The sequence below is a fragment of the Shewanella sp. 553 genome (assembly GCF_059338375.1).
In genome coordinates this window covers 3,255,945-3,272,200 of record NZ_CM181701.1, presented here as the reverse complement: position 1 = coordinate 3,272,200, position 16,256 = coordinate 3,255,945, and the positions used below count along the sequence as shown (strand labels likewise).

Here is a 16,256-nt window from a genome sequence, read left to right as displayed (position 1 = left end):
TTTTCGGGTGTTTAAGGGGAGAGAGTGCTATGGACGCTGTCGATTTAATCGTCATTGGCGCTGGAATAACAGGAGTGGGTATCGCGCAGCGAGCACAAGCGGCGGGTTATCGCGTTACCGTGCTTGAAAAATACGGTGTTGGCGAGCAAACCTCATCCAATTCCAGCAAGCTTATCCATGGTGGCTTGCGCTACCTAGAAACTGGCCAACTGGGATTGGTGCGAGAGTCGTTAGCCCAGCGCAAAGCGCTGTTATCCTTAGCCCCCACCTTAGTCAAACCTGTGCCTTTTTATATCCCCGTTTACCAAGATAGCCAGCGCGGGCCATTGGCTATACGCGCAGGCCTCAGCCTTTATGCCTTGCTCAGTGAGTTTGACCCGTTAGGGCAATTTAAGTCGCTGGAGGCAAAAGAGTGGAGCTCACTTGGTATTACCCTCAAAGGGCTTAGGGCCGTGTTTCGTTATTGGGACGCGCAAACCGACGATTTGGCGCTGACCCGCGCAGTTGCCGCCAGTGCCGAGCAACTTGGCGCGAGCATTATCACCCAGGCGCAGATAGAGCAGATCAGCCATGACGGCGACGGCTGCGTGGTCAATTACCGTCACAACCACGGGGCTACGAGTCTGCACGCGCGCTGCGTGATTAATGCCACAGGGCCCTGGGTCAACGATACCTTAGATCTTGTTATACCCAAGGTGGGTAAACTGGCTATCGAACTGGTGCAGGGCAGTCATCTGGTGCTCGATATTGCCGCGCCAGCTGGCATTTTGTATCTCGAGTCTATTTACGATAAGCGGGTAGTATTTGTGATGCCTTGGCATGGTAAAACCATGATAGGCACCACTGAAACGACGATTGCGACGCCGCAAGATGCCAAGGTCACGGTTGCTGAAACGCAATATTTACTGGGAATTTATCGTAATTACTTTCCCCATATGGCGAGTGATGCACTCGAGAGCAAGGTCGTTGGCCACTATTGCGGTGTACGAGTCTTGCCGAAACCGACGGGCACAGCGTTCGATACCCCTAGAGACACCATTATGGATGCGCAGCCGAGTCATCCACACTTGTTGACCATTTATGGGGGGAAGCTCACCACCTTTAGGCATACCGCCGCCGATGCGATGCTATGGCTGCGTGAGCAAATAGGTGTCAGACCGATAAAAGCCGATGTTGATCATTTGCCCTTAGGTTAAATGGAGTGTCATCACGGATTTAGGTATTGAGCCTTGATTTAGCGGGGTAGAAAGATCCTTGCTCAGCAGGTGATTCTTTAGCTGAAAGACGCTAAAATGGGCCGCCTTTTCTATTTATCTCAGAGCCTATCACCCGTGAAGTGTGCCCATTTCGATGCTAAGCAGTGTTTATCTTGTCGTCATATTCAGACGTCTTTAGCCGAGCAGTTAACGGTTAAATCGGCAGTATTACGCCAGTTGCTGCAGGGATTATCGGTGCAAGAGTGGCTGGCCCCGGTGTTTGGGCCTGAAAGTGGATTTCGTAACAAGGCCAAAATGGTGGTGCTGGGCGCTGCTCATCAGCCCATTTTAGGCATAGTGAGCCCCAGTGGCGAGCCCGTCAGTCTGTGTGATTGCCAGCTCTACCCTGATGATATGCAGCAGCTACTGCACCGCTTACAGCTTTTTGTGCGCCAAGCAGGTATCCCACCTTACCGGGTTGATAAACAAAAAGGCGAATTGAAGTTTATTTTGCTCACCCGCAGCCAAGTTCGCGGTGAATATATGCTCAGGTTTGTGTTGCGATCCACCGACGCCATTACTCGTATCGAGCGCGAACTGCCTGCATTATTATCCGAATATCCACAAATTAAGGTGGTGTCGGTTAACTTGCAGCCAGTACATATGGCGATTCTTGAAGGCGAAACGGAAATGTTCCTCACCGAGGCGACCCGTTTAGAAGAACGTTTTAATGATGTGCCACTGTCTATTCGGCCTAAGAGCTTTTTTCAGACCCATCCCATCGTGGCCGAAAAGCTGTATCAAACCGCTCGCGAGTGGACAGCTGAACTTGCGCCGCAATCGATTTGGGATCTGTTTTGCGGTGTGGGCGGCTTTGGCTTGCACTGCGCCTCTGGCGAGATAGCGTTAACGGGTATCGAAATCGAGCCCGAGGCGATTGCATGTGCCAAACAGTCAGCAGCGGCGATGGGGTTAGGTAACGTACAATTTACCGCCCTTGATTCGACCGAGTTTGCCAGTGGTAAGCAGGCTCAAGATAAGCCCGACCTGATTATTGTGAACCCTCCCAGACGCGGCATAGGTCAATCTCTGTGCCATTCCTTGAGTGAATTCGCCCCAAAAGCGATACTCTACTCCAGTTGTAACCCGCATACCTTAGCCAGCGATCTACGCCAGATAAAAGGCTATCACATCACCAAAGTTCAACTTTTTGATATGTTTCCCCATACCGATCACTTCGAAGTGTTAACCATGCTTGTTAGGGATAGCTAGTACCATTGCTGCGTTTAGTAGCAAGTGTGGTATGACCTGATTAATTTAGCTAAATAGGTATCGGTTACATTTCATCTTTGTTGCTAGACTGTCGCACTATTAGCCATAGGGATCGATTTTACTGCTGAAATCTTAGTTCGATGTAGTGATAGATGTTGCCAACGTAACTCCTTTTAGCGGGAGGTTTTGTTTAAGTGGAGCGACATCTCAGCTTTCCATTGATGCTATTTTAGTCATTAATTTTAAATGCCTTTTATTTTTTGCGTCGCGGTTTTGTGGCGTGCTGATGAGTTGTAGCAAGTATTCTTACGCCCATGGGACATGGCATATCTGATACGCGTCACAATAAAATTCCTTGCGTACACGCTTGATATTTTTTTGTGCAGTCGATGAGGTGACATTGGCTATAGTTTATCCATAGTGGCGTCCAACAAAATGATGGCTCTCTTTTTAACCAATGTATCAACCTGTTATGGAGCGTGAAAATGTGGCAGCTCAAAATGAAAAATAAGCTACTGGTGTTTGCTTTATTGCCGTTAATCATCAGCTTTTTGTTGCTGGTGGCGATCACCTACATATTAGAATCGAACGCCCTTGAAGAAAATATAAACACCTTTCAAGACTCCCTCTACAGTGAGCGTAAAAGTCTATTGGAGGAAGAGGTGGAAATCGGCGTTGAGATTGTTAAATATCAGCTAAGTCTCGGCGATAAAGGCGATGTCAGCGCTGCGTTGCGTAATGTTCGGTTTGGCAGCGCAGGCTATTTCTATATCTATGACTTTAGCGGTAAGGCCATATTTCATGCAGTAGTTCCCGCTCTTGAGGGCACTAACCAGATTGGCATGACCGACCCTAACGGTAAAAAAATTGTGGTGGGCCTATTGATGCCGCGCGTAACGCCGATGGTCATTTTGAGTATGAATATGCCAAACCGGGTACCAGCCAAATTATTCCCAAACTAAGCTATAACGCAGAAGTTCCAGGTACTAATTGGGTGATAGGGACTGGGGCTTATGCCGATGATCTAGATGTGATCATCGCAGACTATCGCGCATTGATGACGCAAAATATGCAGAGCAAGGCGATGACGATTGTTGTTATCGTCTTAGTGCTCATTGGTATCACGACCGTGGTGATGCTGTTTGCGGCGCAGCGCATGGTTAATCCGATTCACAATATGGTGCGCAACCTTGAAGATATCGCCAAAGGCGAGGGCGATCTGACCAAGCGGCTTGAGGTTCATGGTCAAGATGAAATCGCCATGTTAGGACGCTCCTTCAACCAGTTTGTCGAAAAGCTGCAGGGTATTATCCAACAGGTTGCGCAGGCAACCCATGCGGTTAAAGGCGGTGCTGACAACATTTTAGCTCAAACGCATACCATGTCACAGCAGTTGCAAAGCCACAATAATGAGACGGATCAGGTTGTCACCGCGATCACCGAAATGTCGGCGACCGCATCTGAAGTGGCGATGAGCACAACTCAGGTCGCCGAGGCGACACAAGCCGCGACTCAAGATGTGGGTAATGCCCAGCAGTGTGTCGATACTTCACTGAGCGAAGTGTCGTCATTAATGGCCGAAATCGATACTGCCGCCACGCACATCACCTCACTTAATGAGCAATCACAAAAGATTAATAGTGTTCTGAGTGTGATTGGCGGTATTGCCGAGCAGACCAATCTATTGGCGCTTAATGCGGCGATTGAGGCAGCAAGAGCGGGTGAGCAGGGACGAGGCTTTGCCGTGGTTGCCGATGAAGTACGCAGTCTAGCCAGTCGCACTCAAGCGAGTACTTTAGAGATCAACGAAATGCTATTAGAGCTGCATAATTTAGTTTCGTTGGCTGTTAACAGCATGGAGTCAAGCCAGCAAGGCTGTCATCGCGCTGTTAGCTCATCGCGGGCGATTTCCGACAGCTTAGGCGCCGTTACCTCTGCGGTTACTACCATCAATGATATGAGCACCCAAATTGCCACTGCGGCCACCGAGCAAAGCTCAGTAACCGAAGAGATTAACCGTAACGTGTTTGCTATCCAAGATATTGTCAACGAGCTGCTCCAGTCGAGCAATAGCGCCTCGGAGACTAGCCAAGAGTTGGCTAATGAAGGGCGTAACTTGGATACATTAGTGGGGCAGTTTCGGGTGTAATTCCTATTCGTGTCGGTTTGGGGGTCATAAGTTTGCCCCATGCCAAATATGGTTTACTGACAGCGCAATCATAAAAGGTCCCCCATAAATGGGTGGCCTTTTTGCTGTTATTTATAGCGTCTTGAACATTGCGCCAATGTGAATCGGTGCTCGCTTGTGGCTAAGCCTCATCAATCCAAGGCTAACTCAGCCGCCACCTTTTCTACCTTAACCGCGCAGATCTTAAACTCGGGGATTTTAGCCACAGGGTCTAACACATTATTGGTCAGTTTGTTGGCCGCCGCCTCGGCAAAGTGAAACGGTAAAAATAACACTCCCGCTTGCGCCCGCTTAGTGACGAAGGCGGCAATACGAATACTGCCACGTCGAGTCGATAGCATCAGCATGTCGCCGTTGGCTATCTGGAGCCTATCGGCATCGAAGGCGGAGATCATCACCTTAGGGCTGCCGAGTTCATTGAGTCCGGCTGTTTTACGGGTCAAGGTGCCGGTATGAAACTGCTCGAGCAAGCGCCCAGTCGAGAGAATAAAAGGATAGGTGTCACAGGGCATTTCGGCGGGTAAGCGATAGCTAACCGGCTTCATAGCAGCCCTACCTCGGGTAAATTGTTCTGTGTGTAAAATCGGCGTACCTGGATGACCTTCGCTCGGACAAGGCCACTGAATGCCGTGGCGGCCAGCATGGCCGTTAACCGCGGTATCTTGCCAACGCATGCCGCGATACTGCGGCGTAACTTGGGTTATCTCATGCCAAACTTGGCGCTCATCTTGATAATTCCAGTGGGCGCCAAGTTGATTGGCGATAGTCTGCACTATCTGCCAGTCTAGGCGTGCTTGCCCAGGCGGGTTCACCGCCGCTTGCAGTTGCTGAACTCGGCGCTCGGTATTGGTAAAGTGGCCTTGTTTTTCGGCGAAACTCGCCGCTGGCAGTACCACATCGGCAAGTTGAGCGGTTTCGGTCATAAAGATATCTTGCACCACTAGCAACTCGGCAGCGGCCAGCCCTTGTAATACATGGGCTTGATCTGGATCGCTCAGTACTGGGTTTTCCCCCATCACATACAGGGCTTTTAGCTCGCCATGTGCCAGCGCATGCATCATCTCAGTCGCGGCGATACCGACAGTGCTTGGCAACTGTGGCTGTTGCCACGCCTGTGTAAAGAGTTGCTGCACCTTGGGATCATCGACCCTTTGATAGCCGGTAATATAGTTGGGCAGCGCGCCCATATCGCAGGCGCCTTGCACATTGCTCTGTCCGCGCAGGGGATTGATCCCCGCGCCCGCCATGCCTATGTTGCCGCACAATAGCTGTAAATTGGCGATGGCGGTGACGTTATCATGGCCCGATGTGTGCTGGGTCACGCCCATGGCGTAATAGAGGGCGGTTTTGCTCGCCGTACCTATCATCTTAGCCAGTTGCTGTATTTCGGCTGCACTGACGCCAGTGATCCGTGCTGCATTTTCAAGGCTATAGTCTGGCTTCATTACCTCTGCTTGCAGAGCGTCAAAGCCATCGACCCGTTGGTCGATATAGTCTCTGTCGTGCCAATTGTGGGTGATTATCTGCTGCATCAGGGCATTTAATAGCATGACATCGGTGCCGGGGCGATGGCAAAGATAGAGCTGAGCGTGATCGGCTATGCTGACCCGTTTGGGGTCGATAACCACAAGACGTGCGCCATGCTGTTGTATGGCCTGCTTAATTTTTGAAGCGATGATGGGATGGGCCGATTCGGTGTCTGAGCCCAAAATCACAATCAGATCGGACTCTTTAATGGAGGCGATATCATTGGTCATTGCGCCGCTCCCCAGCGAGTCTTGCAAGGCGGTTACCGTTGAGGCATGGCACAGGCGGGCACAGTGATCGATATTATTGGTGCCAATCACGCTTCTAAACAACTTTTGAAACAGGTAGTTGTCTTCGTTAGTCGCTTTAGCGGACGCAAGCCCTGCTATGGCATCGCTGCCGTGTTGGGTTTTTATCTGCTGAAGCTTATCGGCAATAAAGCCGATGGCCTCCTCCCAGCTCACCTCGACCAAAACGCCCGCCTTGCGCAGTAGTGGGTTGGTTAGGCGCTCAGGGCTGTTAACAAAATCGAAGCCAAATCGCCCTTTCACGCAGAGCATTCCCTCATTAACAGGAGAGCTAGTGTCACCGCTGACCCCGGTGATGGTATGGCTTTGCGGGTCGGTATGCAGGGTGATGCGGCACCCTATGCCGCAATAGGTACAAACCGTCGAGGTTTGTGAGTGGCTAAGGTTGCGCCCTTGGCGTTTGTCGCGTGCATCTGTGAGTGCGCCGGTGGGGCATACTGAAACACAATTGCCGCACTGCACGCAATCGCTGTCGGCCATGCTGACGCTAAAGCCGGCTCTGGGGGCTTGGCGCAATGGGGTTTGGCTGCCTTGGGGTATAGCCAGATAACTGTCAGGCTCAAAGCTGATGGCGTGATGCCCCGCTTGCTGGTGACACATGGTCACGCAGGCGCCGCAACTGATGCAGCGGTTGGGATCGAAATGGATAAATGGGCTGCTGTTATCGGCGACAAAAGCGCGGGGCTGATTGCCAAGGTCTTGGTTGCTGACGCGATACTCGCTGGCATAGTCTCTTAGGCGGCAATCGGTATTGGCTTGGCAGCCACATTCGAGGCAGCGAGCCGCTTCGGCCATGGCGGCGTCATTGCTAAAGCCCAATTCAATCTCTGCAAAGTTATCAGTTCTGTCGCTTAAGGCGAGCTCGGGCATCTGGGCTTTATTTTGCTGTAATTGCTGAGGAAAGTGGCGCCAGTCTAATGCCGCTTTGCTGCGTTTTTGTGAGTTAAACGTCTTGGGGTTTAGCTCGCAGGCGAGTTCACCATCCAGCAGTTTTTGAATGGCCATCGCGGCCTTTTTTCCATCGGCGACCGCGGCCACGGCCGTTGCAGGGCCGGTGCGGGAGTCACCGAGCACAAATAATTTATCGATACCTGCCGACATGGTGTGCTCGCAGCCAGAGAAGGTATTCCAGCGGGTTAATGCCACTTCGCCCACGCTCAGTTGACTCTGTGGGTGTTGTAAAAAAGCCATGTCTGGGGTTTGCGAAACGGCGGGGATCACGGTATCGAATGCTTCAGTAAAGGTTTCACCCGTGGCTTTAGGTGAGCGTCGCCCAGAGGCATCGGCGTCGCCTAGAGCCATTTTCTCAAAGGTCACGGCATTGACGCGCCCTTGGCTATCGCCATGGTTTTCAATGGGGTTAGTGAGAAAATAGAAGCGCACACCTTCATGTTCGGCCTCGGCTATCTCATAGGCTTCTGCGGGCATCTCATCGCGAGTACGGCGATACACTAAAGTGACATCGGCGCCTTCACGCAGTGCGGTGCGGGCGCAGTCGATAGCGGTGTTGCCACCCCCAATGACTGCCACTTTTTGTCCTGTGGTGTAGCGCTTATCGGTGCAATGATCTTTAAGGTAATCGACCCCAAGATAACAGCCATCAAGCTCGCTACCTGGGTAGTGCATCGGCACCGCTTTTTGCGCGCCAATGGCTAGGCAAACGCCATCGAATGTGGCGAGTAAATCATTGAGGTGGATCTCATGGCCTAAGCGGGTATTGGTTTGAATTTTCATGCCATTTTGACACAGCAAGGCTATCTCTTGATCCAGTATGGCTTTGGGCAGGCGGTATTCGGGAATACCGTATCTTAGCCAGCCGCCCGCCTTGGGCATAGCTTCAAACAGGGTGACATCATGGCCGGCGTTGGACAGATAAAAGCCGGCACTGATCCCCGCTGGACCACTGCCGACGATGGCGACCTTTTTGCCCGTTGGTGCTAATCTGCTGGGCACATAGCTATCGCCTTGCAGGTCAATATCGGCGGCGTGGCGTTTAAGTTGTCGAATGGCCAGCGGCTCGTCTAACTCACCTCGGCGGCAAGCGGATTCACAAAATGCGGGGCAGACACGGCCAATGGACAAGGGCAGTGGCAAGGTATCTTTAATAATTTTTACCGCTTGGCGATGATTGCCCTGAGCGATATGCAGTAAGTAAGACTGTACATCCACGCCCGCAGGACAGGCTTGCTGGCAGGGTGCTTGGCAGTCGGCATAATGATCGCTCAGTAGCTGTTTCAGTGAGGCTTGACGTATCTTGCTCAGGGCGGCGGAGTGAGTGATGACCTTGAGGTTGTGGCTCACTTTTGTGTCGCAGGCTTTGACTGTGCTGCGATTGCCATGCGAGTCGAGCGTTTCGACATAACACAGGTGACAACTTTGTTGCTTCAAGGCATGCTCATCACTGGAGGCCAGCGCCTTGATAACATAAATGGGGAATGGCAATGCCCGCATTGAGGGCACAGCTCAGTAAGGTTTCATCTACAGAGGCGTGAGCGGTTTTACCGTCGAAACTGAGCGTTATCATATAGGGACCTTTTTTAGAATCGTTGACTATGCTCGGCAGTGCGTCGCGAGATGAATGCCGTGTGTCAGCGCGTTTTTGAGAATAAGGTTTTGCTTGAGTATACCCAGAGGGATTTTGTCGACAGGTCTTAGAAGTGACTATTTATGCTAGTTCTGCCAGTGAGATCGCAATTGCTTTTAAGAGTGTGCTCCGATGCTGTTTGTATTAAAACTTGGTGTGACATAGTTAGCAAAGTGAGCGGTTTTGCAAGATTGGATCACTGTTTGCCCTATGGTTTGTTTAGGTGTTTAGGCTATACCATCAGCCTAGTTTTAGTCGTGGTTGTTCAGGGAGCAGTCGTCGCCCTGTTACTTGGTCTATCGATCAGCAGATAGGCGTTAAGCAAAAGTGCCACAGAGTGTAGCGTTGCATTTTGGGGCTAATGTCCTTTAGGGATTAAATAAGCGCAAATCTATCGGATTCGCCCCTAGGCTAACGCGGGTGATTCAGTTAAAATAGCGGGTTTTCTATCCGTGTATAAATCCGACTAAAAGTTGATTAAATCATGTTTGAAGTAAATCCAGTAAAATTCAAAATCAAGGAACTCGCTGACCGTACCGACCTTCTTCGGAGGTATCTTTGACTACGATGCTAAGTGTGAGCGTCTAGAAGAAGTCAGTCGAGAGCTTGAGAGCTCTGAAGTATGGAACGATCCTGAGAATGCCCAAGCCTTAGGTAAAGAGCGCGCCTCCCTAGAAGCGGTCGTCAAAACGATCGACGATATGGACAGTGGCTTAGAAGATATCGAAGGTTTGGTTGAGTTGGCCGTTGAAGAGAATGATGAAGAGACCTTCAACGATGCAACCACGGAATTACAACAACTTGAGAAACGGTTAGAAGAGCTTGAGTTCCGTCGCATGTTCTCTGGTCCAAACGATGCGTCAAATTGTTACTTGGATATTCAATCGGGTTCGGGCGGCACCGAGGCACAAGATTGGGCCAATATGGTGCTGCGCATGTATTTGCGTTGGGGCGAAGCTAAGGGCTATAAGCCTGAGCTGATAGAAGTGACCGACGGCGATGTGGCCGGCATTAAGGGCGCCACCATTAAATTTACCGGTGAATACGCCTTTGGTTCACTGCGGACCGAAACGGGCGTACACCGTTTAGTGCGTAAGTCGCCATTCGATTCGTCGGGTAAGCGTCACACTTCATTCTGTTCTGTGTTTGTGTACCCAGAAATTGATGATTCCATTGAAATTGACATCAATCCGTCGGACTTGCGTATCGACACCTACCGCGCCTCGGGTGCGGGTGGTCAGCACGTTAACAAGACCGAGTCGGCGATTCGTATTACCCACTTGCCCACCAATACCGTGGTGCAATGTCAAAATGATCGCTCGCAACATAAAAACCGTGATGCGGCGATGAAACAGTTAAAAGCAAAACTGTATGAGCTAGAGATGCTTAAGCAGAATGCCGATAAACAAGCCGCCGAAGATGCTAAATCGGATATCGGCTGGGGTAGCCAGATCCGCTCTTACGTGCTCGATGATGCACGTATTAAAGATCTGCGTACCGGTGTAGAAAATCGAAATACTCAGAGCGTCCTTGATGGCGATCTGGATAAGTTTATTGAAGCTAGCCTTAAATCTGGCCTTTAACGAGAGAAGAAGATGACTGAACAAACCCAAGACGAAAACAAGTTAATTGCAGAGCGCCGTGCCAAGTTAGAGCACATCCGCGCAACTTGCCCTGCTAACGGTCACCCAAATAACTTCGATCGTAAACATAAAGCGGCAGATATTCAGGCCGAATATGGTCACTATAGCAAAGAAGAGCTTGAGGGCATGAATGTGCAGCGCTCGATTGCTGGGCGTATCATGGCCAAGCGTGGTCCATTCTTGGTGATCCAAGATGTCAGCGGTCGCATTCAGGCTTACGCCGGTAAAGATGTCCAAAAAGAGCTGAAAGCTAAGTATCAAGGGCTGGATATCGGCGACATTATCGGTGTCACGGGCCAGTTGCACCTGTCGGGTAAAGGCGATCTGTATGTCAATATGGAGCAGTACCAACTGCTGACTAAGGCACTGCGTCCACTACCTGAGAAGTTTCATGGTCTGACAGACCAAGAAACGCGTTACCGTCAACGTTATGTTGACCTTATCGTTAACGAAGACTCTCGTAATGCCTTTATCATGCGCTCGAAAGTGGTTACCGCTATTCGTAACTTCATGGTGAAAAAAGAGTTTATGGAAGTTGAAACCCCAATGATGCACAGCATCCCTGGTGGTGCGTCGGCGCGTCCATTTGTGACTCATCATAATGCGCTCGATATCGAAATGTATTTGCGTATCGCACCAGAACTTTACCTTAAGCGTTTAGTGGTCGGTGGCTTTGAGCGAGTGTTCGAAATCAACCGTAACTTCCGTAACGAAGGTCTGTCGCCACGTCATAACCCAGAATTCACCATGATGGAATTCTATATGGCGTATGCCGATTATAACGATCTGATGGATCTGACCGAAGAGATGTTGAGCTCGATTGCGGTTGAACTTTGTGGTTCAGCTAAACTGCCTTACGGTGAGCACACTGTTGACTTTGGTGGCCCTTACGAGCGCCTTAGCATGCTAGATGCGATTAAAAAGTACAATCCAGACAACGCCACTATTCAGTCGATGACCTATGAAGAGGTCAAAGATCTTGAGTTTATGCGTAACCTCGCTAAGAGCCTAGGCATGACGATTGAGAAGTTCTGGACTTGTGGTCAACTACTGGAAGAAATTTTCGGTGAAACCGCAGAGCCTAAGCTGATGCAACCGACCTTTATTACCGGTTACCCAGCGGATATCTCACCTCTGGCGCGTCGTAACGATGACAATCATTTCATCACCGACCGTTTTGAATTCTTCATCGGTGGCCGCGAAGTGGCTAATGGCTTCTCAGAGCTTAATGATGCCGAAGATCAAGATAGCCGCTTTAAGGCTCAGGTTGACGCTAAAGATGCTGGCGATGATGAGGCCATGTTCTATGATGCCGATTACATCACCGCGCTAGAGCACGGTTTGCCACCAACGGCAGGTCAAGGTATTGGTATCGACCGTTTGGTGATGCTGTTTACCAACACACACACGATTCGTGATGTGATCTTATTCCCAGCGATGCGCCCTCAAGGCTAATTGCAAGGTACAGATAAAACCAGCCGCTTGGCTGGTTTTTTTTCGACTAATATTCACTTTAACCGACACAGAAAATCCGCAGTTGGGCGGCTGTAATACCTGAGTATGAAGTAGCCATTTAAGGCTTAAGGCGAACAGCGCCAAGGTTGCTTTGCTTTAAGGTATTTTAGTCGGTAATGTTTAAGTTAATACTAATAATGCGTGTGCTGCTATTGAGACAAACCGAGGCGCATTTTATGATGTGCTTAACTCATGATCTTGATATAAAGTCTTATTTTAGTTGTGCTACGTAGTGTAAAATGTGTTGATTGTGATTATTTTGGTTTTATTGTCTTATTAATCAAACCGTTGTTTTTAAATTGTATAAAGTCATATTGACCGTCGATGGCGCCAACAAGTCCCATGTTATGTTAACAGTATGATCGTAAATGGTTGGATCACACAGTTAACATTTTGCGCTAGCATCTTGGTTTTAGTCGGTTAACATAGCAGCCTAACAGGTGATTTGATTGCACATCTGTGTGGATGACATAAAGGATAGTTGCAGTGATTGATATAACAGTGTCAGATACGCAGTTAGCGCAGTGGCAATTAACGATTGAGACCTTGTGCTCGTCATGTGGTGGTGATTTTTTTCTTTTTTACCTTAATTCAGCGGCTCAGCTGCAGTTATTACTGCAATCTAGCAGCAGCGACACTGTCGACCTGTTACCTGTGCAGGCGGCGGCCGATCAAAGCCTAGCCCAGTTGTCTACCACTTCGGTTCATGCTGATTATTCATCGCCTATCGTCATCGATGGTATACAAGTGCTGCCGCTTTTTTGGCCATCTAAAGCCCTTTATGGTGGCTTATTTTGGCAACCAGCGAAAGCCGATGCCATAGGGCTTTCCTCAGGCGTAAAGTCTAAATGCTCTAGGTTATTGCCGTTAGGTCGTGACAGTATCGAGTTGAGTTTACTTAAGTGCTATCAGGCACATCAGCAACCTATGCGGGGGAGGGCAACGCCCGCAGCAGCTGAATCGATAGATTTACAGTTGTTTATCGACAGTATTAAAGATCATATCTGGATGAAAGATAGCGATGGGCGCTACATTTTGGTGAACTATGGGGCTGAACTCTCCTTCAATAAAAGCCGCGAGCAGATCCTCTACCATACCGACGATGAACTGTTTGAGCCTCGTCTGGCTAAACGGTTTATTGCAGCAGACAATGAGTCGATTTTGCGGGGGATACAAGTCACAGTCGATGAGTGTTTGGCTCGTGACCATGACAAGCAACTGAGTTGGCTTGAGACGACAAAAATGCCAGTGGTGAGCGCCGAAGGTGAGTTAAAAGGGGTGATCGGTATTTCACGTAATATCTCGTCACATAAGGCGGCGCAAGAGCAGTTAGAGATGGCTGCCAGTGTGTTTGCAAATTCGGTAGAAGGGGTCGTGATCACAGATCCCGATGGCAATATCGTCGAGGTTCACGGCGCTTTTACCGATATCACAGGTTATCGGCGCGACGAGGTTATCGGTAAAAACCCCCGCCTGTTTAACTCTGGTCGACATGATAAAGCCTTTTTTGCCCAATTATGGGACTCACTGTTATCCGAGGGATGTTGGCACGGCGAAATTTGGAACCGCCGCAAGAGTGGCGCTATTTTCCCTGAGCAATTAAGCATTAGTTCAATGTGCGATGATGATAATAATATTCGTTATTTTGTCGCGGTGTTTTCTGATATTTCGGCTAAAAAGCAAAGTGAAAATGAGTTAGCGCGCTTGGTTTATCACGATCCCTTAACTCAGATGCCTAACCGTATCACCTTGTCGGCGCAGCTCGAACAAGAGGTGCGTCATGCCAAGCGTGAGCAGAGTCAATTAGCGTTAATCTTTATCGATGTTGATCTGTTTAAACATATTAATGACAGTTTTGGCCACATTGCCGGCGACAGTATTTTGGTTGAGTTGGCTAAGCGACTCTCTTACAAATTGGCCGAACAAGGTACCTTGGCACGTGTGGGCAGTGACGAGTTTGTGGTGTTATTACCCCATATCGATAGCCAAGACGCCGTGTCCCTTATGGTCAGTCGTTTACGGGAAGTGTTTGATCTGCCTTATGCCTTACCCAACGATGAGACCGTTAGATTAACGGCGAGCATGGGGATCGCGCAGTATCCAGAAGATGGCCTAAGCTCAGATACTTTGCTGCGCAATGCCGACACCGCCATGCACAGAGCTAAGCTCAATGGGCGTAACAACTATGCTTTTTACACCCAAGCGCTGACCTTAGCCTCAGTTGAACACCTCAAGCTGCAAAATGCCCTGCACGATGCGCTGGCAAATGAAGCGTTTCAATTGGTTTACCAGCCAAAGTTGAGTTTTAATGGCTTACACTTAGTGGGTTTTGAAGCCTTGCTACGCTGGCATGACCCCCTGTTAGGGGCAATATCGCCGGCGGTCTTTATTCCGGTGGCCGAAAAAATTGGTCTTATCTATGATATTGGCTTATGGGTGTTAAAAACGGCGGCCTCCCAAGGGGTGAAATGGTTAGCACAGGGGCAGGATTTTGGTCGTATCGCAGTTAACGTCGCGGGCCCGCAATTACAACAAGCCAGCTTCTTTGATGATGTAAAACGGATCCTCGAGCAGACAGGGCTCCCGGCGCACTATGTCGAGCTGGAGGTGACCGAAAGCTGCATGATGTCAGATCCAAAGGCTGTGATTGAGGTGCTTAAAAAGTTAGGCGATTTAGGCATTGAACTGTCGGTTGACGATTTTGGCACGGGTTACTCATCGCTTAATTATCTGAAAAGGCTCCCTATACATAAGCTGAAGATCGATCAATCTTTTGTGCATGATATCCCGCATGACGCCAACAATACCGCAATCGCTAAGGCGATCATTGCTCTTGGCGATGCGCTCAACTTAACCGTTATTGCCGAAGGAGTTGAAACTCAAGAGCAGGCGGAATTTTTGTCTAAAGCTGGGTGCCATGAGGCGCAAGGCTACCTATACAGTAAACCTTTGCCTGCCAGTGAACTAGACCGTTTTTTGATGTTGGCACCTTAATGTTGTTTGGCTAACAGCAGGTGGCTCCAAGCTTTCCACGCTTTGGCTTTGCTGTTAGCTTTCACTCAGTTGTGAGCCTAATCGACCAAGGACTCGCACTTCACCGACTTGCATGTCGCCCAGATAAATTGAACCAATACGTACTCGCACCAGACGTAAGGTGGGAAATCCCACAGCGGCGGTCATTTTTCGGATTTGGCGATTCTTGCCTTCGGTCAAGGTGATGGATAACCAGCTCGTTGGCCCATGGCGCGGATCGCGAATTTTTTTGCCTCGCTCTGGTAACGCCGGCGGCGTATCGAGCAGTTTAACCTTGCAGGGCAGAGTCTGATATTGCTCACCTTTAATACCTATGCTGACCCCTTGGCATAACTCAGCAACAGCCTTGGCATTTATCTCGCCATCTACCTGAACGTAATACTCTTTTTCAATCTGTTTACTGCGCACCAAGTGGCTACTCATGCCGTCGGTGGTGAGTAGCAGCAAGCCTTCCGAGTCGTGATCTAACCGACCAATCGCCATGATCCCGTCGGGAAAATCGGCTAACTCACCGAGAAGTTTTTTGCTTTTGCGCCGCTCGGGTACAAATTGGCTCAGGTAGCCATAAGGTTTGAAAATTTTAAAGTCTTGCGCTGATGCAAAATCGGCGGTATCGCTTGCCGATATGCTGGGATAGTGAGGCTTGGACATAAATAACCTGTATAAGGAAGCTGAGCTTATATAACCCAAATTAAGATTATATAGCTAACATTTACAACATATTAGCGGATTAATATCGTCCTAATGATGACGACGTTATTAAGTCATCCTGAGGTGCTAGAGGCGCTGTTTGATGGACGGAGACGATGATACTCGTTCTGTAAGGGGATTACTAATGACAACGCTGTCATTGTTGGTTATAGTCATGTTATCAAAAGGTGGTGGTTGATGTTGCGCGCGAAGGCTGGCTAATTGGTTTTTTGGGTTAGTAGTAGGTAGGTGTGGCGGAGTCAGTCATTTTTACAGGTCAAGTTTGGTTTAGGCGAGTCG

At 49.4% G+C, this 16,256-nt stretch carries 6 protein-coding genes and 2 pseudogenes; 6 read left to right on the top strand and 2 right to left on the bottom strand.

Annotated features, from left to right (window positions below; all coding sequences use genetic code 11):
- The first annotated feature begins 29 nt into the window (after nt 1-29).
- The 3 genes and pseudogenes from AC5YBZ_RS14480 to AC5YBZ_RS14470 all read left to right on the top strand — a co-directional run bounded on the left by AC5YBZ_RS14480 (nt 30) and on the right by AC5YBZ_RS14470 (nt 4,617).
- Nucleotides 30-1,196, top strand: coding sequence for a glycerol-3-phosphate dehydrogenase/oxidase (locus AC5YBZ_RS14480; protein WP_494523921.1), 1,167 nt, complete (start codon nt 30-32; stop codon nt 1,194-1,196).
- 96 nt (nt 1,197-1,292) lie between these two features.
- Nucleotides 1,293-2,468, top strand: coding sequence for a 23S rRNA (uracil(747)-C(5))-methyltransferase RlmC (gene rlmC, locus AC5YBZ_RS14475; protein WP_494543110.1), 1,176 nt, complete (start codon nt 1,293-1,295; stop codon nt 2,466-2,468).
- A gap of 485 nt (nt 2,469-2,953) precedes the next feature.
- Nucleotides 2,954-4,617 (top strand): annotated as a pseudogene (locus tag AC5YBZ_RS14470) (methyl-accepting chemotaxis protein).
- Nucleotides 4,618-4,787: 170 nt separating this feature from the next.
- Here the strand turns inward: AC5YBZ_RS14470 and fdhF are convergent.
- Nucleotides 4,788-9,015, bottom strand: a pseudogene (fdhF, locus tag AC5YBZ_RS14465) (formate dehydrogenase subunit alpha).
- Nucleotides 9,016-9,559: 544 nt separating this feature from the next.
- Here fdhF and prfB point away from each other — a divergent pair.
- From prfB to AC5YBZ_RS14450, 3 genes are all read left to right on the top strand, one after another.
- Nucleotides 9,560-10,658 (top strand): peptide chain release factor 2 gene (prfB, locus tag AC5YBZ_RS14460; protein WP_494543109.1). Its coding sequence is split into 2 segments (ribosomal slippage): nt 9,560-9,634 and nt 9,636-10,658, totalling 1,098 coding nucleotides; the frame shifts between segments, so codons are not numbered across the junction.
- Nucleotides 10,659-10,670: 12 nt separating this feature from the next.
- Nucleotides 10,671-12,173, top strand: coding sequence for a lysine--tRNA ligase (gene lysS / locus AC5YBZ_RS14455; protein ID WP_110457241.1), 1,503 nt, complete (start codon nt 10,671-10,673; stop codon nt 12,171-12,173).
- Nucleotides 12,174-12,719: 546 nt separating this feature from the next.
- A complete protein-coding gene (locus AC5YBZ_RS14450; RefSeq protein ID WP_494543108.1) occupies nt 12,720-15,227 on the top strand; it encodes a putative bifunctional diguanylate cyclase/phosphodiesterase in 2,508 nt (835 codons plus the stop codon).
- A gap of 54 nt (nt 15,228-15,281) precedes the next feature.
- Here AC5YBZ_RS14450 and AC5YBZ_RS14445 read toward each other — a convergent pair whose 3' ends face one another.
- Nucleotides 15,282-15,917 (bottom strand): pseudouridine synthase, encoded by a 636-nt coding sequence (locus tag AC5YBZ_RS14445; RefSeq protein ID WP_494543107.1) that lies wholly within the window; start codon nt 15,915-15,917, stop codon nt 15,282-15,284.
- Between the last annotated feature and the right edge of the window lie 339 nt (nt 15,918-16,256).